The organism is Entomomonas asaccharolytica (assembly GCF_016653615.1).
GTDB classification, from domain to species: domain Bacteria; phylum Pseudomonadota; class Gammaproteobacteria; order Pseudomonadales; family Pseudomonadaceae; genus Entomomonas; species Entomomonas asaccharolytica.
The window spans coordinates 2,418,720-2,442,767 of the sequence record NZ_CP067393.1 but is presented as its reverse complement, the minus strand read 5'-3'; the positions used below and the strand labels follow the sequence as shown (position 1 = coordinate 2,442,767).

22 protein-coding genes and 1 other RNA gene are annotated in these 24,048 nt (G+C 38.1%); 21 read left to right on the top strand and 2 right to left on the bottom strand.

Annotation, left to right across the window (positions count from 1 at the left end):
- Position 1 precedes the first annotated feature (1 nt).
- The 11 genes from JHT90_RS11320 (at position 2) to lpxC (ending at position 13,166) form a co-directional block, all read left to right on the top strand.
- Positions 2–1,369, top strand: coding sequence for a UDP-N-acetylmuramoyl-tripeptide--D-alanyl-D-alanine ligase (locus JHT90_RS11320; RefSeq protein ID WP_201091011.1), 1,368 nt, complete (start codon positions 2–4; stop codon positions 1,367–1,369).
- Positions 1,369–2,457: a phospho-N-acetylmuramoyl-pentapeptide-transferase gene (mraY, locus tag JHT90_RS11315; protein WP_201091010.1), complete on the top strand. Its 1,089-nt coding sequence runs from the start codon at positions 1,369–1,371 to the stop codon at positions 2,455–2,457. The genes JHT90_RS11320 and mraY overlap by 1 nt, the downstream gene beginning before the upstream one ends.
- A gap of 12 nt (positions 2,458–2,469) precedes the next feature.
- Complete coding sequence (gene murD, locus JHT90_RS11310; RefSeq protein WP_201091009.1) at positions 2,470–3,822, top strand: UDP-N-acetylmuramoyl-L-alanine--D-glutamate ligase; 1,353 nt, start codon at positions 2,470–2,472, stop codon at positions 3,820–3,822.
- The gene (gene ftsW, locus JHT90_RS11305; protein ID WP_201091008.1) at positions 3,819–5,042 is read left to right on the top strand and encodes a putative lipid II flippase FtsW; all 1,224 of its coding nucleotides are present in this window, start codon (positions 3,819–3,821) and stop codon (positions 5,040–5,042) included. Before murD ends, ftsW begins: the two co-directional genes overlap by 4 nt.
- Positions 5,032–6,105 (top strand): undecaprenyldiphospho-muramoylpentapeptide beta-N-acetylglucosaminyltransferase, encoded by a 1,074-nt coding sequence (gene murG, locus JHT90_RS11300; protein WP_201091007.1) that lies wholly within the window; start codon positions 5,032–5,034, stop codon positions 6,103–6,105. Before ftsW ends, murG begins: the two co-directional genes overlap by 11 nt.
- Positions 6,098–7,594, top strand: coding sequence for a UDP-N-acetylmuramate--L-alanine ligase (murC, locus tag JHT90_RS11295; protein WP_201091005.1), 1,497 nt, complete (start codon positions 6,098–6,100; stop codon positions 7,592–7,594). Before murG ends, murC begins: the two co-directional genes overlap by 8 nt.
- Positions 7,581–8,513 (top strand): D-alanine--D-alanine ligase, encoded by a 933-nt coding sequence (locus JHT90_RS11290; protein WP_201091003.1) that lies wholly within the window; start codon positions 7,581–7,583, stop codon positions 8,511–8,513. Before murC ends, JHT90_RS11290 begins: the two co-directional genes overlap by 14 nt.
- A 1-nt stretch (position 8,514) precedes the next feature.
- A complete protein-coding gene (locus JHT90_RS11285; protein WP_201091001.1) occupies positions 8,515–9,378 on the top strand; it encodes a cell division protein FtsQ/DivIB in 864 nt (287 codons plus the stop codon).
- A gap of 116 nt (positions 9,379–9,494) precedes the next feature.
- Positions 9,495–10,736 (top strand): cell division protein FtsA, encoded by a 1,242-nt coding sequence (gene ftsA, locus JHT90_RS11280; protein ID WP_201090999.1) that lies wholly within the window; start codon positions 9,495–9,497, stop codon positions 10,734–10,736.
- A 183-nt stretch (positions 10,737–10,919) separates the two neighbouring features.
- A complete protein-coding gene (gene ftsZ / locus JHT90_RS11275) occupies positions 10,920–12,098 on the top strand; it encodes a cell division protein FtsZ (RefSeq protein WP_201090997.1) in 1,179 nt (392 codons plus the stop codon).
- A 156-nt stretch (positions 12,099–12,254) separates the two neighbouring features.
- Positions 12,255–13,166: a UDP-3-O-acyl-N-acetylglucosamine deacetylase gene (lpxC, locus tag JHT90_RS11270; RefSeq protein ID WP_201090995.1), complete on the top strand. Its 912-nt coding sequence runs from the start codon at positions 12,255–12,257 to the stop codon at positions 13,164–13,166.
- A gap of 28 nt (positions 13,167–13,194) precedes the next feature.
- Here lpxC and JHT90_RS11265 read toward each other — a convergent pair whose 3' ends face one another.
- Entirely contained in the window at positions 13,195–13,569 is a 375-nt protein-coding gene (locus JHT90_RS11265; RefSeq protein WP_201090994.1) for a DciA family protein, read from the bottom strand.
- 158 nt (positions 13,570–13,727) lie between these two features.
- On the opposite strand from JHT90_RS11265, the gene JHT90_RS15380 reads away from it, so the two are divergent.
- The 9 genes from JHT90_RS15380 to JHT90_RS11220 all read left to right on the top strand — a co-directional run bounded on the left by JHT90_RS15380 (position 13,728) and on the right by JHT90_RS11220 (position 20,636).
- Complete coding sequence (locus JHT90_RS15380; RefSeq protein ID WP_201090993.1) at positions 13,728–14,687, top strand: M23 family metallopeptidase; 960 nt, start codon at positions 13,728–13,730, stop codon at positions 14,685–14,687.
- A 32-nt stretch (positions 14,688–14,719) separates the two neighbouring features.
- On the top strand, positions 14,720–15,586 hold the full coding sequence (rsmI, locus tag JHT90_RS11255) for a 16S rRNA (cytidine(1402)-2'-O)-methyltransferase (protein WP_236253932.1): 867 nt from the start codon (positions 14,720–14,722) through the stop codon (positions 15,584–15,586).
- A gap of 159 nt (positions 15,587–15,745) precedes the next feature.
- Positions 15,746–16,105: RNase P RNA component class A (rnpB, locus tag JHT90_RS11250), an RNA gene on the top strand.
- A 206-nt stretch (positions 16,106–16,311) separates the two neighbouring features.
- A complete protein-coding gene (locus tag JHT90_RS11245) occupies positions 16,312–16,620 on the top strand; it encodes a DUF2845 domain-containing protein (protein ID WP_201090992.1) in 309 nt (102 codons plus the stop codon).
- A 139-nt stretch (positions 16,621–16,759) separates the two neighbouring features.
- Positions 16,760–17,071 carry a DUF2845 domain-containing protein gene (locus JHT90_RS11240; protein WP_201090991.1) on the top strand — a complete coding sequence of 104 codons (312 nt, stop codon included), beginning with the start codon at positions 16,760–16,762 and terminating at the stop codon, positions 17,069–17,071.
- A gap of 27 nt (positions 17,072–17,098) precedes the next feature.
- The gene (locus tag JHT90_RS11235) at positions 17,099–18,589 is read left to right on the top strand and encodes a leucyl aminopeptidase (RefSeq protein ID WP_201090990.1); all 1,491 of its coding nucleotides are present in this window, start codon (positions 17,099–17,101) and stop codon (positions 18,587–18,589) included.
- 1 nt (position 18,590) lies between these two features.
- Positions 18,591–19,052, top strand: coding sequence for an azurin (gene azu / locus JHT90_RS11230; RefSeq protein WP_201090988.1), 462 nt, complete (start codon positions 18,591–18,593; stop codon positions 19,050–19,052).
- Between the two features lie 108 nt (positions 19,053–19,160).
- Positions 19,161–19,826 carry an epoxyqueuosine reductase QueH gene (locus JHT90_RS11225; RefSeq protein ID WP_201090986.1) on the top strand — a complete coding sequence of 222 codons (666 nt, stop codon included), beginning with the start codon at positions 19,161–19,163 and terminating at the stop codon, positions 19,824–19,826.
- Between the two features lie 15 nt (positions 19,827–19,841).
- A complete protein-coding gene (locus JHT90_RS11220; RefSeq protein ID WP_201090984.1) occupies positions 19,842–20,636 on the top strand; it encodes a leucine-rich repeat domain-containing protein in 795 nt (264 codons plus the stop codon).
- A 112-nt stretch (positions 20,637–20,748) separates the two neighbouring features.
- Here the strand turns inward: JHT90_RS11220 and JHT90_RS11215 are convergent, their stop codons facing one another.
- A complete protein-coding gene (locus JHT90_RS11215; protein WP_201090983.1) occupies positions 20,749–22,017 on the bottom strand; it encodes a malic enzyme-like NAD(P)-binding protein in 1,269 nt (422 codons plus the stop codon).
- A gap of 378 nt (positions 22,018–22,395) precedes the next feature.
- Between JHT90_RS11215 and JHT90_RS11210 the strand changes: the two genes are divergently transcribed.
- A complete protein-coding gene (locus JHT90_RS11210; RefSeq protein ID WP_201090982.1) occupies positions 22,396–23,910 on the top strand; it encodes a helicase HerA-like domain-containing protein in 1,515 nt (504 codons plus the stop codon).
- The last annotated feature ends 138 nt before the right edge of the window (positions 23,911–24,048 follow it).

Sequence of the window (24,048 nt, the reverse complement as noted above, 5' to 3'; positions counted from 1 at the left end):
TATGATTAAACCAATGTCACTGGCAGAACTAGCAACATTATTAGAAGTTACATTGATTTGTGATAGTGTAAGTTTTGATGCGGTATCCATTGATACTAGAACTATCAAACAAGGCGAGTTATTTATTGCCATTTCTGGTGAAAACTTTGATGGCCATGATTATGTAGCTAAAGCAGCAGAAAATGGTGCTATTGCTGCTATGGTTGAGTTCCCTGTACAAGGTGTCGATATTCCACAGTTAGTTGTTGGTAATACACGACAAGCCTTAGGTAAATTAGGCGCATTGAATCGACAAGCTTTTCAAGGAAAAGTAATAGGTGTTACAGGCTCTAGTGGTAAAACAACTGTTAAAGAGTTTATTGCCAGTATTTTAAGTAAACAGGGAACTGTGCATGCTACGCAAGGCAATCTAAATAATGATTTAGGGGTACCTTTAACGTTATTACAGTTAACAGCAGAACATGAGTTTGCTGTGATTGAAATGGGCGCTTCAGCAATCGGTGAAATTAACTATAGTGTTAATTTAGTAAAGCCAGATGTGTCTGTATTAAACAATGCAAGTAATGCCCATGTAGGTAAGTTTGGTAGCTTAGAGAATATTATTGAAGCTAAAGGTGAAATTATTGATGGCCTAGACGCCAATGGAACAGCCATTCTTAATTTGGATGATGCTTCTTTTGCTATTTGGCAAAAGCGAGCAGGGCAACGCAGGGTAATTAGTTTTGCAAAACAAAATAACCAAGCCGATTTCTATGCCAGCGATTTAAATAGTAATACCAATGGTTGCCAATCTTTTACTTTACATAGCCCTGTTGGCGAAACGGATATTCAATTAAATGTATTAGGGCAACATAATGTGAGTAATGCATTAGCGGCAGCAGCAGCTTGCTATGCAATAGCGATTGATTTAGAAGTTATTAAAGAAGGGTTAAATGCTCAGTTATCAGTAAAAGGGCGCACTAGCACTTTCTTATCATTAGGTGGCGCACGTGTTATTGATGATAGTTACAATGCTAGCCCTGCTTCGGTAAAGGCTGCTATTGATTTGTTAGCTGAGTTTACGGGCAAAAAAATACTGGTATTAGGTGATATGGGGGAGCTAGGACAATGGGCTGAACAAACCCATCAACAAATCGGTGATTATGCTAAAGGTAAAATTGATATTTTATATGGCTTAGGGCCATTAACTGCATTTACAGTTAAAGCCTTTGGTGAAAAAGCACATCACTACGAAACTAAAGAAGAATTGTTAAAAGCATTACATGTTCATGATGATGTGAACAATATAATTTTGGTTAAAGGATCACGTAGTATGGGGATGGAAACATTGGTAGGTAGCCTTTGTGGTTCTGCAGAAGGAATTCATTAATGTTAGTGTGGTTATTTAGTTTCTTACAAGAAAATGTGCATTCAGGATTTGGGGCATTTTTATACCAGTCTACTCGCGGCATTATGGCTGTTTTAACAGCGTTGTTATTAGCATTATTTTTAGGGCCACGCATGATTCGCACGTTAAAGAATCTACAAATTGGTCAAGTGGTGCGTGAAGAAGGTGTTAAAGAGCATTTATCTAAAACAGGAACACCTACAATGGGTGGCGTGTTGATTTTAAGCTCTATAACTATCAGTACCTTATTGTGGGCAAACTTAGCTAATAAATATGTCTGGGTGGTTATTGTTGTTACTTTAATGTTTGGCGCTATCGGTTGGGTAGATGATTATCGTAAAGTGATAGAGAAAAACACCAAAGGGTTGCCTAGCCGTTGGAAGTATTTTTGGCAATCAGTGTTTGCGCTAGCGGTGGGTATATTTTTATATATGACAGCCGATCAAGGTTCGCAAGATACCTCTTTATATTTACCGTTTTTAAAACACGGTATTTATCCATTAGGACTATTTTTTATTGTATTTGCTTACTTTGTGATCGTAGGTACCAGTAACGCGGTAAATTTAACAGATGGTTTAGATGGTTTAGCTATTATGCCTACTGTATTGGTAGGTGGTGCATTGGGTGTGTTCTGTTACCTGTCAGGTAATATGCAATTTGCTAAATATTTATTAATACCTTATGTACATGGTTCAGGTGAATTAGTCATTTTCTGTGCCGCTTTAATTGGCGCAGGTTTAGGCTTTCTTTGGTTTAACACTTATCCTGCACAAGTATTTATGGGGGATGTGGGCTCGTTAGCATTAGGGGCTGCTTTAGGTACTATTGCGGTGATTGTTCACCAAGAGATTGTATTATTTATTATGGGCGGTGTTTTTGTAATGGAAACACTGTCAGTGATTATTCAAGTAGCGTCTTTCAAATTAACAGGCAAGCGTGTCTTTAGAATGGCACCTATTCATCATCATTTTGAGTTAAAGGGTTGGCCAGAACCACGGGTGATAGTGAGGTTCTGGATTATTACAGTAATTTTAGTATTGATTGGTTTAGCTACCTTGAAGATAAGGTAATAGAGTAGTTTTATGATTACTACGAGTGACTTTTATATAGTGGTTGGCCTCGGCAAAAGTGGTATGTCATTGGTTCGTTATTTAGCGAGTCAAGGGGCATCTTTTGCTGTAGCTGATACCCGTAGTAATCCACCAGAATTAGCTACCTTAAAAACAGACTATCCACAGGTTGAAGTACAGTGTGGCGAGTTAAATGTAGATTTCCTATGTAAAGCTAAAACATTATTTGTGAGTCCTGGCCTTGATTTAAAAACGCCAGCCTTACAACAGGCAGCAAAACGAGGTGTTAAGCTATCAGGTGATATTGATTTATTTTCACAATTAGCAAAAGCCCCAATTATAGCAATCACAGGTTCTAATGGAAAAAGCACGGTTACCACATTAGTGGGTGAAATGTCGAAAGCAGCAGGTAGAAAAGTAGCTGTAGGCGGTAATCTGGGCGAACCTGCATTAAATCTTTTAGCAGATAATATTGAGCTGTATGTTTTAGAGCTTTCGAGTTTTCAATTAGAAAGTTGCCAACAATTAAATGCAGAAGTAGCTACCTTGTTGAATGTCAGTGAAGATCATATGGATCGTTATGCTGATTTAGCAGCCTATAGTGATGCTAAACAGCGTATCTTTTTAGGTGCTAAACAAGTAGTAATTAATTTAGATGATCCACGATCAGCACCCAAAGGGACTGCAGACACTGGGGTACGTTGGACATTTACTACTCAGGTAGCTAATTCAGATTTTACTGGTTTTAAATTAGATACGTTACAGGGTGAGGGTTGGATTGTTTTTAATAATGATCCATTATTACCTTTAGATAAATTAAAAATTAGAGGCAGTCATAACTGGTCTAATGCAATGGCTGCATTAGCATTAGGGCATGCTGTAGGTTTATCGTTTGAAGCGATGATAGACGCTTTAGTAAACTTTAAAGGCTTACCTCACCGTTGTGAATGGGTTGCAGAAAAAGCAGGAGTCGTTTACTACAACGATTCTAAAGCCACTAATGTGGGTGCTGCTTTAGCGGCAATTGATGGTTTAGGTAGAGATATTTCAGGTAAGATCGTGTTAGTGGCAGGTGGTGATGGCAAGGGCGCTGACTTTAGTAGTTTAAAAGAACCTATTAAAAACTATTGTCGCGCAGTCATTTTATTAGGTAAGGACGCGCCTTTAATAGAGGAAATTTTAGATACTGCTGTACCAAGAATATATGTAAATAGTATTGAGCAAGCCGTGACAGAAGCCTCTGATTTAGCTAAAAAAAATGACGCTGTATTATTAGCGCCAGCTTGTGCTAGTTGGGATATGTTTAAAAACTTTGAAGAGCGCGGTCTGCTGTTTGCAGAAGCTGTGAAGAGGTTAAGTGAATGAAACAGTCTATTGTTTGTTTAAATCCTTCTCCTGTTTATAGCCGACGCGGTTTTGATGTTGATTTTCCACTGTTAGCAGGTTGCTTATTATTATTAGGTCTAGGTGCTGTGATGATTGCCTCTGCTTCTTCTGAGGTAGCATCGGTACAAACAGGTAACACCTTTTATAACTTAACAAGACATTTGGTTTATCTTGCTATTGGTATGATGACCACGGCGGCTGTTTTAGTAGTACCTATTAAAGTATGGCAAAAATACAGTGCGCATTTACTGTGTGTCGCAGTGGTGTTATTAGTGGCTGTATTAATTCCAGGAATTGGGCGCAATGTAAATGGTGCAAGTCGTTGGATTGGTGTAGGTTTATTTAATATTCAACCCTCTGAATTAGGAAAGTTATTTGCTGTTATCTATTTAGCAGGTTATTTAGTTCGTCGTAAAGAGCAGGTTAGAGATACATGGTCAGGTTTCTTTAAGCCCTTTGTTGTGTTATTACCTGTGGCGTGGCTATTCTTGTTAGAGCCTGATTTTGGTGCAACAGTGGTGATGATGGGTGCGGCACTGGCGATGTTGTTCTTAGGCGGTGTTAGTATGGGACGCTTCCTATTGATGGTATTAATGAGTATTGGGGCGGTGGTATTTTTGGTTTTAACGCAAGAATATCGGATGCACCGTTTGATGAACTTTACTGACCCCTTTGCTGATCAGTTTGGTTCTGGCTATCAATTAAGCCAATCATTAATCGCCTTTGGACGGGGTGATTTATTAGGATTAGGGCTTGGTAATAGTATTCAAAAACAATTTTACTTACCTGAGGCACATACTGACTTTGTATTTGCTGTGTTAGCTGAGGAGCTAGGTTTAGTAGGCTCGCTATGTACAGTGGCATTATTTGTATTTGTAGGTGTCAGGGCATTATTTATCGGCCTATGGGCAGAGCATGAAAAACGATATTTTTCAGCTTATGTGGCGTATGGCATTGCGATGTTATGGCTTGGTCAATTTATTATTAATGTAGGGGTAAATGTCGGGCTATTACCTACCAAAGGTCTGACTTTGCCCTTTTTAAGCTATGGCGGTAGTTCTTTGGTTATTTGCTGTCTTTGTTTAGGAATACTATTACGTATTGATTGGGAAAGACGTTATCCAGACCCTGAACTATCTTATGTGTTTACTGATAAGGATTTTCCAGAAGAATCTTTGGAGGTGAAGCATGGTCGCTAACAATGTATTGATTATGGCAGCAGGAACAGGCGGCCATGTATTCCCTGCGTTAGCTTGTGCTAAAGAGTTTCAGGAAAGAGGATATAACGTTCATTGGCTCGGCATACCTAAAGGCATGGAAAATGAATTAGTGGCTAAAGCAGGTTTATCAATGCATCACATTCATGTGACAGGCATACGTGGTAAAAGTCTTACGACATTAATAAAAGCACCTTTTTTATTGTTAGGTGCATTATTACAAGCCCGTAAATTAATTAAAGAAATAAAGCCAGTCTGTGTAGTAGGTTTTGGTGGTTTTGTTACAGGTCCAGGTGGTCTGGCTGCCAAGTTAGCATGTATACCATTAATTATTCATGAGCAAAATGCCAAGGTGGGAACAGCTAATCGTTATTTAGCTAAGATGGCGGCTCGTATTTGCCAAGCTTTCCCAAATACTTTTGTGAATAAAGAGCATTTAATAACTACGGGTAACCCCGTACGTAAAGAATTATTTATTGAACAGGTTAAAGAGTCAATCGTAGGTCGTAAGGTGAGATTGTTAGTAGTAGGTGGTAGCTTAGGGGCTGAACCGCTCAATAAATTATTGCCTGATGCGTTAGCATTTCTTGATGAGTCAATACGCCCAGAGGTATTTCATCAAGCAGGTAAAAAACATGCTGATATAACTAAAGAGCGTTATCAGAAAGTGGCAGTACAAGCAAAGGTAGAACCATTTATTACAGATATGCAACAAGCCTATCAGTGGGCTGATTTAGTGGTTTGTCGGGCAGGTGCTTTAACCGTTAGTGAGTTAGCAGCAACAGGTTCAGCCGCTGTACTGATCCCTTTACCTCATGCCATTGATGATCATCAGAGTTTTAATGCTGATTATCTTGCGTGTAGAGGGGCGGCAATTAAGTTGATACAAGCCCAATTAACACCACAAGTGATGGCTGATCATTTACAAGCATTATTAAAAAATCCTGAAAAATTGATAGAAATGGGAAAAATCGCCAAAAGCTTAGCGAAACCTAAAGCTACTAGCGACGTGGTTGATACCTGTTTGGAGGTAGCCAATGGTTAAAAGTCGTTATGAAGTTTTACAACCTGAGTCACGCCGTATGCGTCGTATGCGCCGTGTCCATTGGATTCATTTTGTAGGTATAGGTGGCTCGGGAATGTGTGGTATTGCTGAGGTTTTGTTAAATCTTGGCTATAAAATATCAGGCTCTGATATTAAAGCATCGCCTGTTACTGAACGCTTAAAGAAAATGGGCGCCACTATTTATATTGGTCATTGTGTTGAAAACCAAGCCAATGCGAGCGTGCTTGTGGTTTCTAGTGCTATTAATACAGAGAACCCTGAGGTAGCCGCTGCATTGGAGCGACGTATACCTGTTGTGCCTCGGGCGGAGATGTTAGGCGAGCTAATGCGTTATCGCTACGGTATTGCTGTGGCAGGTACCCATGGTAAAACAACTACAACCAGTTTAATTGCTTCAGTATATGCAGCAGCTAAGTTAGATCCTACTTTTGTTATTGGTGGTCGTTTAAATGCAGCAGGGACTAACGCGAAGTTAGGTGGCGGTCAATACCTTATTGCAGAAGCGGATGAAAGTGATGCTAGTTTCTTGCATTTACAGCCAATGGTAGCTGTAGTGACTAATATTGAAGCCGACCATATGGCTACTTATGATGGTGACTTCAATAAATTAAAGAAAACCTTTATTAGCTTTTTACATAACTTGCCATTCTATGGTTTAGCAGTAATGTGTATTGATGATCCAGTGGTACGTGAGATTATTCCACAAATCAGTCGTCCCATTATGACCTATGGTTTTAGTGAAGATGCAGATATACGTGCTGTAGATGTTTATCAAGAAGAATTACGCACCTATTTTACTATTTTAAGAAAAGGCTATGAGCCATTAAAAGCGGTGGTGAATCTACCCGGTAAGCATAATGTATTGAATTCTTTAGCTACTTTAGCTATTGCCTGTGATGACGGTATTAATGATAGAACTATCTTAGCAGGTATTAGCAAGTTTGAAGGTGTGGGTAGACGTTTCCAAGTTTATGGTGAATTACCTTTAGATGGTGGAACTGTGATGGTGGTGGATGATTATGGTCATCATCCCACAGAAGTGGCAGCAGTTATTCAAGCAGTTCGTGATGGGTGGCCAGAGCGTCGCTTAGTGATGCTCTATCAACCTCATCGTTATACCCGTACCCGTGATCTGTATGAGGATTTCGTACAAGTATTATCTGGGGTCAATTTATTGTTGCTGATGGAAGTTTATCCAGCGGGCGAGGAGCCTATTCCTGGTGCAGATAGCCGTCAGTTATGCGGCAGTATTCGTCAGCGTGGTGTATTAGATCCAATATATGTGGAACGTGATACTGATATTGTAGATGTGGTTAAGCCGATTTTAAGACCAGGCGATATCTTACTTTGCCAAGGGGCAGGGGATATCGGCAGTATAGCTAACCAAATTATGAAGAATGCAAAATCTTTTATTAGTAAACCAGTTAAACCTTTGAAAAAAGGGAAAAAGAAAAATGAAAAAATATAATCCTAATGACTTTGGCAGAGTGGCTGTATTTTTTGGTGGTGAAAGTGCTGAAAGAGAGGTTTCTTTAAACTCTGGAAAAATGGTATTGCAAGCTTTATTAGAGGCTGGTGTGGATGCTTTCGCAGTTGATACTAAAGGCGAATGGTTAGTTAGGTTTTTATCGGACAAAGTAGACAGAGTTTTCATTGCATTGCATGGTCGTGGTGGTGAAGATGGCTGTATTCAAGGCTTATTGGAAACATTGAAAATTCCCTATACAGGAAGTGGTGTATTAGCTTCTGCATTGGCAATGGATAAGTTGAGAACTAAACAAATTTGGTCAAGTTTTGGTTTACCTACGCCTAAATATGCTGTATTGGCTACAGCAGATGATTGCCAGCAAGCTGCGCAGTCGTTAGGTTTTCCAATGATTATTAAGCCAAGCCATGAAGGCTCAAGTGTTGGCATGGCAAAAGTTAATAATGTTGATGAGTTAATCGCTGCTTGGCAAGATGCGTTGGCTTATGACACTGAAGTACTGGTTGAAGAGTGGGTTACAGGAGCAGAGTTTACTATCGCAGTAGTGGATAATCAGGTGTTGCCACCTATTCGTTTAGTAACCCCGCATACCTTTTATGATTATGATGCTAAATATAAAGCAACCGACACTATATACCAAATTCCTTGCGGTTTAGATGAAGCTAAGGAAAAAGAACTACGTGCACTGACATTAAAGGCCTGTCAGTTAATCAGTATAGAAGGTTGGGGGCGTGTTGATGTAATGCAGGATAAACAAGGTAATTTTTACTTGTTAGAGGTTAACACTTCCCCTGGTATGACAGATCATAGCTTAGTGCCTATGGCAGCAAAAGCAGTTGGGATGGATTATCAACAACTTGTATTAACTATATTGGCCACTACTTTGGAGCAAGGAGGTTAAAATGTTAACTGTAAGATTAAGACATGGAGAGCCAATAGCACCATGGAAGCAACGTGCTAATCAGCGTGGTGCTAGCCGACCTATGCCTAAAAAAGGTGTGATGACTACCTTAAAGTCAATGGCTGATTATTTAAAAATAGCAGGCTATGTAGTGGTAGCGATTGTATTTGCAATTGTGACTTATAACGTTACTAATAAAGTAATGGCTTATGTTAATCAACCTATCTCTAAGGTAAGTATTTTAGGGGATTTAGGCTATATAGATCAGCAAGACTTACAGAGACGCATAGAACCATTAGTGACTACAGGCTTTTTAAATGTCGATTTAGAGGGTTTGCGTAATAAGCTAGAAAACACGCCTTGGATTTCTCATGTAGAAATAGAACGCGTTTGGCCTAATGAATTAAAAATTGAATTAAATGGTCGTCAACCTATTGCTCGTTGGGGTGAAGATAGTTTGTTAAATAATGTGGGTGAGCCTTTTGTTGTTAAGGATATTGCTGTTTATCAATCATTACCTTTATTAGCAGGGCCAGATTATGCACATGCCCAAGTTATGCAGCAATACCAAATTATTAGCCAATTATTAAGACCTATGGAGCTTGGTATTACTTCGTTAACTTTAACAGAGCGTGGTAGTTGGACATTAACAACTAGTACAGGTCTTGAGTTAGTGCTTGGTAGCGGAGATGTTGCAGAAAAAATCAAACGTTTTAGTAAGGCTTACGAGATTAATTTAAAAGCTAAAATGGATAATATTGCTAGAGTTGATATGCGATACAGTAATGGTCTAGCGGTAGCATGGAAAGACCCAAGTAAAGAAATTGATACGAATAATGCAACTAAGATAGTAGCAAGACAATAAAAAACTATTCATAATAGGCCATTTATTAAATACAAAATGAGTAGTTTAGGTATTTGAGAAATGGCAGTATTTGTCATTATTTTGAGTGAAGTGCCTAGAGGAGAATAGAGAGTCTTATGGCGCAAGAACAAAGTAGCAAAATGATCGTTGGCTTAGATATTGGTACCTCTAAAGTTGTAGCGTTAGTGGGTGAAATTTCGCCTGATGGTCAAATAGAAGTAGTAGGTATTGGATCACATCCCTCTCGTGGTTTAAAGAAAGGGGTGGTAGTGAATATCGAATCTACGGTTCAATCTATTCAGTATGCTATTGATGAAGCTCAGCAAATGGCAGGTTGCCAAATATACTCTGCTTATGTGGGGATTGCAGGTAATCATATTCGCAGTTTAAATTCAGATGGTATTGTAGCTATTCGTGAAGGTGAAGTTACTAGAGCGGATATTGAACGTGTATTAGATTCAGCGAAAGCAGTAGCTATTCCAGCCGACCAAAGAGTGCTACATACCTTACCGCAAGATTATGTAATTGATAATCAAGAAGGGGTACGTGAACCCTTAGGTATGTATGGTGTTCGTTTAGAAGCTAAAGTTCATGTGGTAACCTGTGCGGTTAATGCAGCACAAAATATTGAAAAATGTGTAAGACGCTGTGGTTTAGAAGTTGACGATATCATTTTAGAGCAACTCGCTTCCTCTTATTCTGTGTTAACCGAAGATGAAAAAGAATTAGGTGTTTGCTTAGTTGATGTGGGTGGAGGTACTTCCGATATTGCCGTTTATACAGAGGGTGCAATACGTCATACCTCGGTTATTCCTATAGCAGGCGATCAGATTACCAATGATATTGCAATGGCTTTACGTACGCCTACTCAATACGCAGAAGAAATTAAGATCCGTTATGCTTGTGCACTGGCTAAATTAGCAGGGGCTGGGCAGATGATTAAAGTCCCTAGCGTTGGCGAGCGTCCGCCGCGTGAGCTTTCACGACAAGCACTAGCAGAAGTGGTAGAGCCACGTTATGAAGAATTATTTAAATTCGTGCAAAAAGAATTACGCCGTAGTGGTTATGAAGATATGATTCCTGCTGGTATTGTGGTAACTGGTGGAACAGCCAAAATGGAAGGGGCTGTGGAACTGGCAGAAGAAATTTTCCATATGCCTGTGAGATTAGGTATCCCTTACAATGTGAAGGGGTTAGAAAGTGTGATTCATAATCCTATTTATGCCACAGCAGTCGGTTTATTGATATATGGTGCCCAACAACAAGCAGAAAGTGGTAATGTTGAGCATAATAAAGGTAATAGAGAAAGTGGTTCAGTGTTTGGTCGTTTAAAGAGATGGGTGCAAGGTAATTTTTAGTATTATTTTGGCTTATAGAGTAGTGATTTGTTGATTGAAATTAAATTTATCAACATTAATCAGAAAAAACTTTGATTTTTATACTAAGATAGTACAACAGAACACTAGATATTCGTGCTATCTAACGTTAGAATAACAAGATATAGACGACAAGGCATGTTGTTTCGGTTTAGGAGAGAGGCAATGTTTGAGATGGTAGAAGCCCAGCTTAATGCAGTAATTAAAGTAATTGGTGTCGGTGGTGGCGGTGGTAACGCTGTGAACCACATGATTCGTAGCAATATTGAAGGTGTTGAATTCGTTTGTGCGAATACTGATGCACAAGCCTTAAAAAGCGTCACTGGTGGTGCAATTCTTCAATTAGGTGCTAATATCACCAAAGGATTGGGTGCAGGCACTAATCCAGAGGTAGGTAGACAAGCTGCTTTAGAAGACCGTGAGCGTATTGCCGAAGCCTTACAAGGCGCTAATATGGTGTTTATTACTACGGGTATGGGTGGTGGTACAGGTACTGGTGCAGCGCCTGTGATTGCTCAAGTAGCCAAAGAAATGGGCATCTTAACCGTTGCTGTAGTAACCCGTCCTTTTATTTTTGAAGGCCGTAAACGTAGTAAAGTAGCGGATCAGGGAATTGATGCGCTGGTAGAACATGTTGACTCTCTAATCACTATCCCTAATGAAAAATTAATTACTATCTTAGGTAAAGACGTTAGCTTATTATCTGCTTTTGCTAAGGCGGATGATGTGTTGACAGGTGCTGTACGTGGTATCTCAGATATTATGCAACGTCCTGGATTAATCAATATCGATTTTGCTGACGTGAAAGAAGTAATGAGTGAAATGGGTATGGCAATGATGGGTGCTGGCAGTGCTAGTGGTCCTAATCGTGCCCGTGAAGCAGCAGAAGCAGCTATTCGTAATCCTTTACTTGAAGATATTAATCTACAAGGTGCACGTGGTGTATTAGTTAATATTACGGCGAGTGATATGACGATTGGTGAATTCAATGATGTCGGTGAAATCATTGAAGACTTAGTGTCTGATCATGCCACAGTAAAAATTGGTTCTGCGATCGATCCAACCATGGGCGATGAGTTGAATGTAACTGTTGTCGTTACTGGTTTAGGTCAAGAAATGAGTAGACCTGTAAAAGTAATTGATAATACCATTCCTACTGTCAACGCAGTTGAGCCTACCACTATGCGTTCTGAGAGTTTATCAGAAACTAATTATCGTGATTTTGATCGTCCAACGGTAATGCGTAATCGCGGTGCTCATGGCAATGCTGCTACTAATTTAGAAGCACAAGACGATTTAGATTATTTAGATATTCCAGCATTCCTAAGAAATCAAGCTGACTAATTTATTTAGTAAAGCAGTGTAATAATAGCGTTATAGGTAAAAACCTATAACGCTATTTTATTTTATCAATGGTTTTTCAGGGTGGGAAGGGTGTTCAGTTAAAGGGCAATCTGCTATTATTGATAGCAATTCGCATTTTGCTGGAACGAGAATTGTATGATTAAACAACGCACATTAAAAAACACCATTCGCGCTACAGGTGTAGGTCTTCATTCAGGTAAAAAAGTATACCTTACCTTAAAGCCAGCCCCTGTAGATTCAGGTATTGTCTTTTGTAGAGCTGACTTAGACCCTATGGTTGAAATTCCAGCTAGGGCTGAAAATGTAGGTGAAACAACACTTTCTACTACATTAATGAAAGATGGGGTTCGTATTGATACAGTTGAGCATTTATTATCTGCTATGGCAGGTTTAGGTATTGATAATGCTCGTATTGAACTTTCTTGTTCAGAAGTACCTATTATGGATGGTAGTGCTGGTCCGTTTGTATTTTTAATTCAATCTGCTGGTTTAGAAGAACAAGACGCGCCAAAAAGATTTATACGTATTAAAAAAGAAGTATCTGTAGAAGATAATGGTAAAAAAGCTACTTTTTTACCGTTTGATGGTTTTAAAGTCAGTTTTGAAATTGATTTTGATCATCCAGCCTTTAAGAAGCATACTCAATCAGCCACTATTGATTTTTCAAGTACAACCTTTGTAAAAGAAGTTAGCCGTGCTAGAACCTTTGGCTTTATGAGAGAAATTGAGTATTTACGTTCCAAAGACCTAACATTAGGTGGTAGTTTAGAAAATGCTATCGTTGTAGGTGATGAGGGCGTTATGAATGAAGATGGTCTTCGTTATGAAGATGAATTTGTAAAACATAAAATCCTTGATTCCATCGGTGACTTGTATTTACTAGGCCACAGTTTAGTCGGTGAGTTTATTGGTTTTAAATCAGGCCATGCCTTAAATAATAAATTACTGAGAACCCTTATCAGCCAACCCGATGCATGGGAAATGGTGACCTTTGAAGGCGTTGACAAAGCACCTATTTCTTATATTCAACTTGCCACATCTGCATAATCTGTTAAAATCCCCTTTAGACTAAAGTCTATGTAGTATGTTTAGATAAACGTTCCAGTGCTTCTCGAAGTGCTGGATGGTTTATATTTTCAGCTGTTTCAGCAATAATTTTTGCTGTTTTGGAAGACATGGTTAAACCATGTACTTCTTCTGGCTCTTTTAAGGGTCTGGGGGAAACTTTTATAGTAACTTTATCAATACCATTAAACTCATGGTGATTTTGTAACTGTTGTTTTAACTTATTTTGTTGATAGCGTAAGCGAGTCGCCCAGTGCGCATTATTTACCAAAATAGTTAATATTCCATTTTGGAAGGAAGCAATAGCACAGTTTTCTCTTATAGCAGTTGATAAGTACAGATTTAAACATTCTTGTAAGCGGCTAAGGTACGAAGCTCTATTCACGAGTTGTTTTAGTGAAGAGGTTTTTATCAAGAGCGATTTAGAATGTTTTGCATATAACGGTCGGAAAGACATATGAACTCTGTATTTAATATGGCTTAATTATTTTAGCAAAATACAGGGATTATGTAAGTGAATAGTTTTAATTAAAGGAAGTTTGTATGCGCCTTATCTTCATTTCTGAACAAAATGCTCAGCGTAGTCGCATTACTTTTGCAACGGATTTATCTACCATCATTTTAAGTTTAGTGGTGTTGTGTGTTGTTTCTGCGAGTTTGGGCTATTGGTTTACTAAACAAGCTATAAAGACGAATGTAATTACAGATGAGCAAATAGCCACTGTAATGAAAGAGCCCTTGGAAGAGATAGCTAATATACGTCAAAAAGCACAAGCACGTTTAGATGCTTACAGTGCCTATTTAGCCAATATACAAGCACGATTGATTCGTTTAGACGCAATGGGTGAGCGCTTAACAGGATTAGCAGGTATTGATAATGAGTTTGATTTTTCTGAGAGTGTCGGTTTAGGTGGTTCTGAAGAAAATGTAGGCGACGGTAAGGAAGCGTTTACACCTCCTACTTTTATGCAAGAGCTCAATAGATTATCAGATAAAATTACTACCAGAGAAAAACAGTTAGAAATATTAGAGCAATTAATTGTTAAGCGTAGCATTCGACAAGAAAATTATATTGCAGGTTATCCTGTTAAAAATGGTTATATTACCTCGCGTTTTGGTACAAGAATAGATCCAATTACAGGGCGTTCTAAGGGACATAAAGGAGTAGATTTCTCAGGGCCTCGTGGTGCTGATATTATGTCTGTAGCAGCAGGTGTTGTTACCTTTTCTGGCGTTAAAACAGGCTATGGTAATGTAGTAGAAATCAGCCACTTAGATGGTTACAAAACTATTTATGCACATAACCAACAAAACTTAGTAAGTGCTGGTGATCTGGTACAGGTAGGGCAAGTAGTTGCTAAGTTAGGTAGTTCTGGTCGGGCGACAGGACCACATGTACATTTTGAAGTAGTTAAAAATAATCAAGCTGTTAATCCCATCACTTACATCACACGAGTGGGTAAGTCTGATAATTTACCTATACAAATGGCTATGGTGGAGTAAAATAACCTTTTATTTGTTTAAAAGGTATTATTTTGATAGAGCAGTCTGCTAGTGGAACACTTTATATAGTGGCAACACCAATTGGTAATTTGGAAGATATTACCAATCGTGCTTTGCGAATTTTACGTGAAGTAGACTTGGTAGCGGCTGAAGATACCCGCCATAGCACCAAACTATTACAGCATTTTGCCATTAATACACCGCTTAAAGCCTGTCACGATCATAATGAGCGAGAACAACAAAACTATTTTGTGCAGTTATTATTGGCAGGAAAAAATATAGCTCTCATTTCCGATGCTGGAACGCCATTGATTTCTGATCCTGGTTTTCATTTAGTCAAGCAAGCACAACAACAAGGGATCAAAGTAGTCCCTATTCCAGGGGCATGTGCAGTAATCGCTGCCTTATCAGTAGCAGGTCTACCTTCTGATCGTTTTAGTTTTGAAGGTTTTTTACCAGCTAAATCATCAACGAGAAAAGCAACCCTAGAAGCATTGAAAGAAGAACAAAGAACCATTATCTTTTATGAAGCTCCCCATCGTTTATTAGAAAGTTTACAAGATTTAGCGACTATTTTTGGCGCAAATCGTCAAGCTGTATTAGCCAGAGAATTAACAAAAACCTTTGAGACCATTAAAAATGCTCCATTAGCTGAATTAGTGCAATGGGTAGAAGCGGATAGTAATCAGCAGCGTGGTGAATGTGTACTACTCATTGAAGGTTGGAAAGCCCCAGAACAAGCAGAGATTAATCAACAAACTGAGCGAGTTTTAAAAATCTTATTAGTTGACTTACCTGTTAAGCAAGCTGCAGCTTTAGCGGCTGAAATTACAGGAGAGCGTAAAAATAAACTGTATCAATATGCCTTGCAACTAACTAATAACAATAATAAACAGTAATCAGTATATAGTCATGATTGTAGTTAATGTAATTACTGGTTTTATCATTATATTTTTTAATGCGTGACTCTAATAGAAAAACTTTAAACTATACTCACTAAAGGAAAAAAGTTTTTAGCTTGTTTCTCAGTATTTAAAAGGGTATGCTTACTTCCAGCAAGAGCCGGTCAAACAGTCGCTGCTTTTTATAACATGTTTATAAAAAGGGGAGGAAAGTCCGGGCTCCATAGGGCAAAGTGCCAGGTAACGCCTGGGAGGTGAAAGCCTACGGAAAGTGCCGCAGAAAATAACCGCCTAAGTAGCATATGCTAACGGTAAGGGTGAAAAGGTGTGGTAAGAGCGCACCGCACAACTGGTAACAGTTTGTGGCTAGGTAAACCCCACTTGGAGCAAGACCAAATAGGAATCCTAAGCGTGGCCCGCGTTGGATTCGGGTAGGTTGCTAAAGATGTCCAGTGATGGCCATCGTAGATGAATGACTGTTCGCGACAGAACCCGGCTTATCGACTGGCTCTTGCTTTTCTTATTCTTTAACTACCAAAAAAGATGATGCGTCAAAAAATAATTTTAGAATAGCTTATCTAAACATCAATGTTTTGTGAAATATCAGGCAATATACCAATAATAACAATGAATTTTATAAACAGTTGTTTTATTATAAAAGCGTATAAAGTTTATATATAAAGAATAATTAATATTAATCCTTGTTGGCAGAGAGTAATTATATGAAAAACAAATATCTATTATTGGTTCTGATGATGAGTGTTTTTTCTGCTCAAGCTCAGTTTAAAACCATGCGTTGTGGTACAAAAGTAGTTTCAGTAGGCGAACGTGTATTTGAAGTTGAAAGAAAATGTGGCATACCTGATACACAACTATTTGTAGGATTCACTGGAGATGGAAGTAGCGAAGGTAATGTGCCTATAGAAGAATGGATATATAATCAAACTACAGGCTCTGCAACTGCTTATAGTTTATTACGTTTTGAAGGTGGTAAATTAGTTAGCATAGAGTCTTATTTTCCAACCAATTGAGTGGCCTTATAATAACGGCTAGTTATTGTTTGTTATAAACTTTTGTTAACGCAGATAGAACGCACTTATTTTGCAGTTCAATACTAATTTTGGTGATTATAATTATTAAACAAATATTACATCCTAATATGAAAAATTTATGAGACAATTAATAGCATTAATTTTATTTATTAGTGTTCTTACCCCTAGTGCATTTGCTGCTAGTACTTGGCGTTGCAGTGGGGGTTTAGTAGGCACAGGTAATAGTCAAATGGATGTTATTAATCGTTGTGGTGAGCCTTACAGCAAGAGTTTCCTAGGATGGGGACGCAGAATTACTAAAGGCTGGGGAAATTATTTTGAGGATGTACCTATTGAGGAATGGGTTTATATTGTTTCTAATAGCCTTTATTATGTATTGAAGTTTGAAGGTAACGAGTTAAAAGAGATTACCAGTCATTTTAGTTATTGAAATAAGTGAATGAATTAGAGGATAAACATGCAATTTAATGTTAAGAATAATCGCCCAGAAGCGCTTAAAATTTCAACGTGGGTGGTAGCTGTTGGTAAGGGCGGCAAACTGAGTGCGACAGCCGAAATAGTGGATACATTAACCCAAGGTGCGATTAAAAATATTATTAAATGGGGTGATTTTCAGAGCAACTTGGTACAAACATTTATATTGCAAACTAATCAGCAACTAAAGGCTAATCGCGTATTACTAGTAGGTGTGGGTGAGCAACCTTTATCTGATGCCCAATACCGTAAATGGACTATAACTTGTTTTAATACCTTAAAGCAATTAGGTGGTACAGATGCGCTATTTGTAGTAGATGATGTAGATGTTAAAGGTCGAGATCTTTACAGTAAAACGCGCTTATTGGTAGAAACTTTAGAAACAAGTAGTTATTGTTTTGATGAATATAAAAGTAAGAAAGCAGAACCTTATAAGTTCTCAACCGTTACCTTATGTACTGACAAAGTAAACAGCCGATTGGTTGAGCAAGCAATTATTGAGTCGCAAGCGATTGCTGCGGGTATGGCTTTAACCCGTGATTTAGGTAATACCCCTGCTAATATTTGCCATCCTAGCTATTTTGCAAAACAAGCAGAAGCATTGGCTAAATTAGATAAGCGTGTGACGATAGAAGTGCTTGATGAAAAGAAAATGAAAACCCTGAAAATGGGCGCTTTTTTGGCGGTAGCACAAGGCAGTGAACAACCACCAAGATTGATTGCTTTACAATATAATGGGGCTAAGAAAAAATCTGAGCAACCCATTGTATTAGTGGGTAAAGGCATTACCTTTGATACGGGTGGTATTAGCCTGAAACCTGCGCTTGGCATGGACGAAATGAAATATGATATGTGTGGTGCTGCTTCGGTATTAGGTGTATTTAAAGCATTAATTGAATTGCAATTACCAATTAATGTGGTGGGGTTAATGGCTTGTGCTGAAAATATGCCAAGTGGCCATGCTACTCGTCCAGGCGATATTGTAAAAACCATGAATGGACAAACAGTAGAGATCCTAAATACAGATGCTGAAGGTCGTTTAGTGCTTTGCGACACATTAACTTATGCAGAACGTTATAAACCAAAAGTAGTGATTGATATTGCTACCCTAACAGGGGCTTGTATTGTTGCTTTAGGTACGCAAGTCAGTGGTTTATTGGGTAATGATGAGGAGTTAATCAACGATTTACTTGAAGCAGGTAAACAAGTAGATGATAGAGCTTGGCAATTGCCGTTATTTGATGAGTATCAGCAACAATTAGATAGCCCATTTGCAGATATGGCGAATATCGGAGGGCCTAAAGCAGGTACTATTACTGCAGGTTGTTTCCTTTCTCGTTTTGCTAGCAAATATCCTTGGGCCCATTTAGATGTGGCAGGTACCGCATGGGTAAGTGGTGGTAAAGAAAAAGGCGCAACAGGTCGCCCTGTACCCTTGTTAACAGAGTATCTGTTAAGCCAAGTTAAAAATTAGTATGACAACGGGGTATATTAAGCCAGTCATTGTTGGCTTAGTTATGTTGCTAGGAGCTATTAGTCATGTAATAGCTTCTCCTAGCTGTAGCATAACCATTCATAGTAATGATCGAATTGAATGGGATACAGACCATATTAAAGTCAGTCAAAGCTGTCAAAGCTTTACTATCAATCTTATCCATGATGGCCATTTAGATAAAGGTGTGATGGGGCATAATTGGGTGTTAACCAAAGCCCAAGATAAAGAGCAAGTAGCCCAAGCAGTTATTCTTGAAAAAGAAACGGATTATATTAATAATGATCCGCGTATTATTGCTCATACAAAACTAATTGGTGGTGGACAACGTACAACCATCACTTTTGGAGTAAGCCAATTACAGCAGGGACAACAATATAGCTTTTTTTGTAGCTATCCAGAGCATATAGGATTAATGCAAGGCACTTTAGAATTAGTAGATTAATTGTAGTGTTTTCAGTCATTCGCCTTGTCTAAAATTGTATAACAATAACTATAGCTGACTTGGGGATAGTGATATAATTTTAATTTTGTTGTTGTTTGGTATTAATAAATGAGTACAGCTGTTATCCGTGAAAAACTAGTGTTACCTAATGAGCAAGATAAGTTATTACTCCATTCTTGCTGTGCGCCTTGTTCGGGTGAGGTAATGGAAGCATTACAGGCTTCTGGTATCGACTATACCGTGTTTTTCTATAATCCTAATATTCATCCTGAAAAAGAATATTTAATTCGTAAAGAAGAGAATATTCGTTTTGCAGAAAAACATAATATTCCTTTTGTGGATGCGGATTATGATACGGATAATTGGTTTGAGCGTGCCAAAGGAATGGAAGATGAACCAGAGCGTGGCATACGCTGTACCATGTGTTTTGATATGCGTTTTGAACGTACCGCATTATATGCCCATGAACATGGTTTTCATGTAATTAGTAGCTCATTAGGGATTTCACGCTGGAAAAATATGCAACAGATTAATGATTGTGGTGTAAGAGCAGCAGCTAAATACCCTGATATTGTGTATTGGGATTATAATTGGCGGAAAAAGGGCGGCTCGCAACGCATGATTGAAATTAGCAAGCGCGAAGAATTTTACCAACAAGAGTATTGTGGATGTATTTATTCACTGCGTGATACAAACCGTTGGCGTCGTCAAAAAGGCCGTGAAGTTATTAAATTAGGTGTTAAGTTCTACGGCTATGATGATGAAAAGGTTTAGTTAATAACTGTCAATATGGTGGATTTAGCCTTTCTACAAAATAAACTGCAAACAGCACCAGCAGGTTTTGGCTATGCGGATGTAGGGCAGTGGTTACAAGATGTTCCCCATATTGAATTATTAGCTGATATAAAGCCTTTATTTTTTGAGGCACTTTCTAAAAAAGAATTATTAGCCTTTATTACTTTATTAAAGCACCGTTATATTAAAGATGGGCCAGCATATAATCTATTTCAAGATCATTTTGAAGAATATATTAAGCAAAATGGTTTAGAGGATTTTTATCATGGCCTCTATCTGTATAAAGACAGCAGCCAATGTTTAGATTTTACTGTTTTAACAAAAGCACTTACTAAATTAGTGATAAGTACTTCTGATACGATAACAACCGTAATAATTCCAGCAGGTAAGCAACTGGAAGCATTAGAGCTAAGTTACTTAGCACAGTTACAGCATCTACAGCAAATAGAGCAAGCAAAAGGATTGATGTATTTAGCTGTTAATCAATGTCCGCAATTAACTGATTTTAGCTTTATTAAAAAACTAAAAAAATTAGTGTGGTTAGATTTATCAGGTAATCAGCAATTAACAGATTTAAGTTTTTTGTTAGCCAGTAGCCAGATAGTTTTTTTGCAATTGCTAGACATGGAATTATTAGATAATCCTAAAGTGTTTAAACAGTTATCAAAATTAAAATATTTGAAGTATTTAACGATCAGTGGCAAACAGACACAGATAACAGAACTACGAAAACAATTACCCAATTGTGTGGTTAATGGTATATCAGCAATAAATAATCAATCGTATTAAGGGATGGCGTTGAGTGATTAGCTTATAGTAGCTAAGCAGTAACAGCAGTCGCTACTATTTATTTTATAAAATAAAAAAGGGTAGTTAAACTACCCTTTTTTGATTGCAAAGATTACTTGGTAAATACATCTTCCACTGATTGTAATGGATAGTTGTTAGGGTAAGGTAATGTTGCCACCCCTGAATCTATTGCAGCTTTAGCTACCGCATCTGATACAACAGTTAATAAGCGTGGATCATTGGGTTTAGGAATGATGTACTCACGGCCAAAGTTAAAACAGTCCGCACCATAAGCATCACACACTTCTTTAGGAACATCATGTTTAGCCAGATCTCTTAATGCATAAGCAGCGGCTATTTTCATTTCTTCATTGATCGCAGTAGCACGTACATCTAATGCACCACGGAAGATAAATGGGAAACCTAAAACATTATTCACTTGGTTAGGGTAGTCTGAACGACCTGTCGCCATAATAACATCAGGGCGAGTAGCGTGAGCAAGCTCTGGGCTAATTTCAGGGTCAGGATTAGAACAAGCAAATACAATAGGATCTGCTGCCATTAGTTTTAAGCCCTCTGCCGATAATAAGTTAGGACCAGATAAACCGACAAACACATCCGCACCTGTTAAGGCATCTTCTAATGTACGCTTATCAGTTTTATTAGCAAATTGTGCTTTGTAAGGATTGAGATCAGTACGTTCTGCATGGATAATACCTTTACGGTCAACCATGTAGATATTTTCTATTTTAGCGCCAACACTCACTAATAATTTCATGCAAGAAGTAGCAGCTGCCCCTGCACCTAAACACACAATCTTCGCTTCTTCAATTTTTTTGCCAGCAATTTCTAAAGCATTTAGCATACCAGCTGCGGTTACAATCGCTGTGCCATGTTGATCGTCATGGAATACAGGAATATCACAAAGCTCGATCAGTTTTTGCTCAATTTCGAAACATTCAGGCGCTTTAATATCTTCTAAGTTAATACCACCAAAAGTACCAGCAATATTTTTTACGGTATTAATAAATGCCTGTGGGTCTTTTGTATCAACTTCAATATCAAATACATCAATACCAGCAAAACGTTTAAATAATACGCCTTTTCCTTCCATCACTGGTTTAGAAGCTAGAGCGCCTAGATCACCAAGACCTAAAATAGCGGTACCATTAGAAATTACAGCTACAAGGTTACCTTTGCCTGTATAGCTATAGGCTAGTTCTGAGTCTCTGGCGATTTCACGAACAGGTTCAGCCACTCCTGGGCTATAGGCTAAGGCGAGGTCTTTAGCGGTTGCTGTTGGCTTGGTGATTTCGACAGAGAGTTTTCCTGGGCGGGGTTGACTATGGTATTCAAGTGATAACGTTTTTAAATTAGACATAATTTGAATTCTACTTGAGTGATAATTTGATTTATGAAAATAATTAGTATGCGAAGCATACTTAACAATTTGTTACTCAACAAGTCACAGAGATCAAAATTTTAGAGATTATTTTTAAAAGATGGTTTTTAAATTGTCATAGCTTTTAATAAAACACTAACTAATTTAGATAGTTAGCAATGGCCTAACAAGTATTCAATAGAGTAATTGAGTAAAGAATAATATAAGCGATAAAAGTTAATGTTTTTCTAAACTAACTGCCAGCTAATCCTTACTATTTAGTGGTGTTGAGCACATTATTAAATCGGCAATTTCGGTAATATCAATAGATTATGTTTTTTAGTAGAATATTATTCTCTATTTTTTTGGGAAACTTTTATGGTAGCGCCACTGATTATCGCCAAAACTGCTAATTTAGAGCCTTTGGCTATTTTACCTAATATGGCTAATCGTCATGGCTTAATTACTGGAGCCACAGGTACAGGTAAAACAGTAACTTTACAAAAAATTGCTGAATCTTTTTCAGCCATAGGAGTGCCAGTTTTTATGGCAGATGTAAAGGGAGATTTATCTGGTATTGGTGCGCAAGGCGTATTATCAGAAAAGTTACAACAACGGCTAACAGCGCTGCAAGTCGAAGATTGGCAGGCAAAAGCGTCACCTATTGTGTTTTGGGATGTCTATGCCGAGCAAGGGCATCCTATTCGCGCTACTATTTCTGATTTAGGCCCTTTATTAATTAGTCGTCTGTTAAGCTTAAGCGATGTACAAGCAGGTGTATTACAAATAGTCTTTAAAGTAGCCGATGATAATGGCCTGCTATTGCTTGATTTAAAAGATTTAAGATCGATGGTGCAGTATGTAGGTGAACATGCTGATGAAATTAAAACAACCTATGGTAATGTGAGTACAGCGTCTATTGGAGCTATTCAACGTGGTTTATTAACCCTAGAAGAACAAGGCGGCAACCAATTTTTTGGTGAGCCAATGTTAGATGTTAATGATTTAATGCGTACTAATGAACAAGGCGATGGCTTCGTTAATATATTAGCCGCAGAAAAACTCTATAACTCACCAACACTCTATTCAACCTTTTTATTATGGCTCCTCTCAGAGCTATATGAAACATTGCCCGAAGTAGGCGATTTAGAAAAACCTAAGTTAGTTTTCTTTTTTGATGAAGCCCATTTATTATTTACTAATGCAAATAACGCACTATTAGAAAAAATTGAACAAGTGGTGAGATTAATTCGCTCCAAAGGGGTTGGTATCTTTTTTGTAACGCAAAACCCGTTGGATATTCCTGATCGTATTTTGGGGCAATTAGGTAATCGTGTACAGCATGCCTTACGAGCTTTTTCGCCACGCGATCAAAAAGCCGTTAAAGCGGCTGCGCAAACCATGCGTACTAACCCTGCTTTTAATGCTGAACAAGTAATTACTGAGTTAGGTGTAGGTGAAGCATTAGTGTCTTTTTTAGATACGAAAGGTACACCAACTATTGTGGAAAGAGCAACAGTGATAGCCCCTTGCTCACGCATGGGTATCTTAACAAAAGAAGAGCGTAATAGTTTATTGAATAGTTCTGCACTGTTTGGTAAATATGAAGAGGCTATAGACCGTGAGTCTGCTTATGAGTTGCTAAGTAGTAACAAAGGGACAAAACCAGCAGTGAGTAAAGGTAGTAATGGCAAGGCTACATCAGATAACAATGAATCTGGTGGTTTTATGCAAAGTGTTAAAGAATTTTTATTTGGTCGCACTGGGCCTAGAGGTGGTCAGTATGATGGTGTTGTGCAAAAAGCATCGAAACGTGTCACAACACAACTGACCAATCGTATTATTCGTGGTATATTAGGAAGTATATCTGGTGGTAGCAAACGTCGTAAATAATAAGCAGCCAAAACTGCCATTAAAGGTTTTAGTTATTTGTTAGTGCTTAAATAATAGTTGAAGATAGCTTTATATTATTGATAAGTCACTAATAAATTTCTTAAAAGAGAGTAGGGTATATTTTTACCGTTTAATAAA

What these genes read in the sequence shown, in the direction of transcription:
- JHT90_RS11320 (WP_201091011.1), top strand. Translation starts at nt 2, where the DNA reads ATGATTAAACCAATGTCACTGGCAGAACTAGCAACATTATTAGAAGTT.
- mraY (WP_201091010.1), top strand. Translation starts at nt 1,369, where the DNA reads ATGTTAGTGTGGTTATTTAGTTTCTTACAAGAAAATGTGCATTCAGGA.
- murD (WP_201091009.1), top strand. Translation starts at nt 2,470, where the DNA reads ATGATTACTACGAGTGACTTTTATATAGTGGTTGGCCTCGGCAAAAGT.
- ftsW (WP_201091008.1), top strand. Translation starts at nt 3,819, where the DNA reads ATGAAACAGTCTATTGTTTGTTTAAATCCTTCTCCTGTTTATAGCCGA.
- murG (WP_201091007.1), top strand. Translation starts at nt 5,032, where the DNA reads ATGGTCGCTAACAATGTATTGATTATGGCAGCAGGAACAGGCGGCCAT.
- murC (WP_201091005.1), top strand. Translation starts at nt 6,098, where the DNA reads ATGGTTAAAAGTCGTTATGAAGTTTTACAACCTGAGTCACGCCGTATG.
- JHT90_RS11290 (WP_201091003.1), top strand. Translation starts at nt 7,581, where the DNA reads ATGAAAAAATATAATCCTAATGACTTTGGCAGAGTGGCTGTATTTTTT.
- JHT90_RS11285 (WP_201091001.1), top strand. Translation starts at nt 8,515, where the DNA reads ATGTTAACTGTAAGATTAAGACATGGAGAGCCAATAGCACCATGGAAG.
- ftsA (WP_201090999.1), top strand. Translation starts at nt 9,495, where the DNA reads ATGGCGCAAGAACAAAGTAGCAAAATGATCGTTGGCTTAGATATTGGT.
- ftsZ (WP_201090997.1), top strand. Translation starts at nt 10,920, where the DNA reads ATGTTTGAGATGGTAGAAGCCCAGCTTAATGCAGTAATTAAAGTAATT.
- lpxC (WP_201090995.1), top strand. Translation starts at nt 12,255, where the DNA reads ATGATTAAACAACGCACATTAAAAAACACCATTCGCGCTACAGGTGTA.
- JHT90_RS15380 (WP_201090993.1), top strand. Translation starts at nt 13,728, where the DNA reads ATGCGCCTTATCTTCATTTCTGAACAAAATGCTCAGCGTAGTCGCATT.
- JHT90_RS11245 (WP_201090992.1), top strand. Translation starts at nt 16,312, where the DNA reads ATGAAAAACAAATATCTATTATTGGTTCTGATGATGAGTGTTTTTTCT.
- JHT90_RS11240 (WP_201090991.1), top strand. Translation starts at nt 16,760, where the DNA reads ATGAGACAATTAATAGCATTAATTTTATTTATTAGTGTTCTTACCCCT.
- JHT90_RS11235 (WP_201090990.1), top strand. Translation starts at nt 17,099, where the DNA reads ATGCAATTTAATGTTAAGAATAATCGCCCAGAAGCGCTTAAAATTTCA.
- azu (WP_201090988.1), top strand. Translation starts at nt 18,591, where the DNA reads ATGACAACGGGGTATATTAAGCCAGTCATTGTTGGCTTAGTTATGTTG.
- JHT90_RS11225 (WP_201090986.1), top strand. Translation starts at nt 19,161, where the DNA reads ATGAGTACAGCTGTTATCCGTGAAAAACTAGTGTTACCTAATGAGCAA.
- JHT90_RS11220 (WP_201090984.1), top strand. Translation starts at nt 19,842, where the DNA reads ATGGTGGATTTAGCCTTTCTACAAAATAAACTGCAAACAGCACCAGCA.
- JHT90_RS11215 (WP_201090983.1), bottom strand. Translation starts at nt 22,017, where the DNA reads ATGTCTAATTTAAAAACGTTATCACTTGAATACCATAGTCAACCCCGC.
- JHT90_RS11210 (WP_201090982.1), top strand. Translation starts at nt 22,396, where the DNA reads ATGGTAGCGCCACTGATTATCGCCAAAACTGCTAATTTAGAGCCTTTG.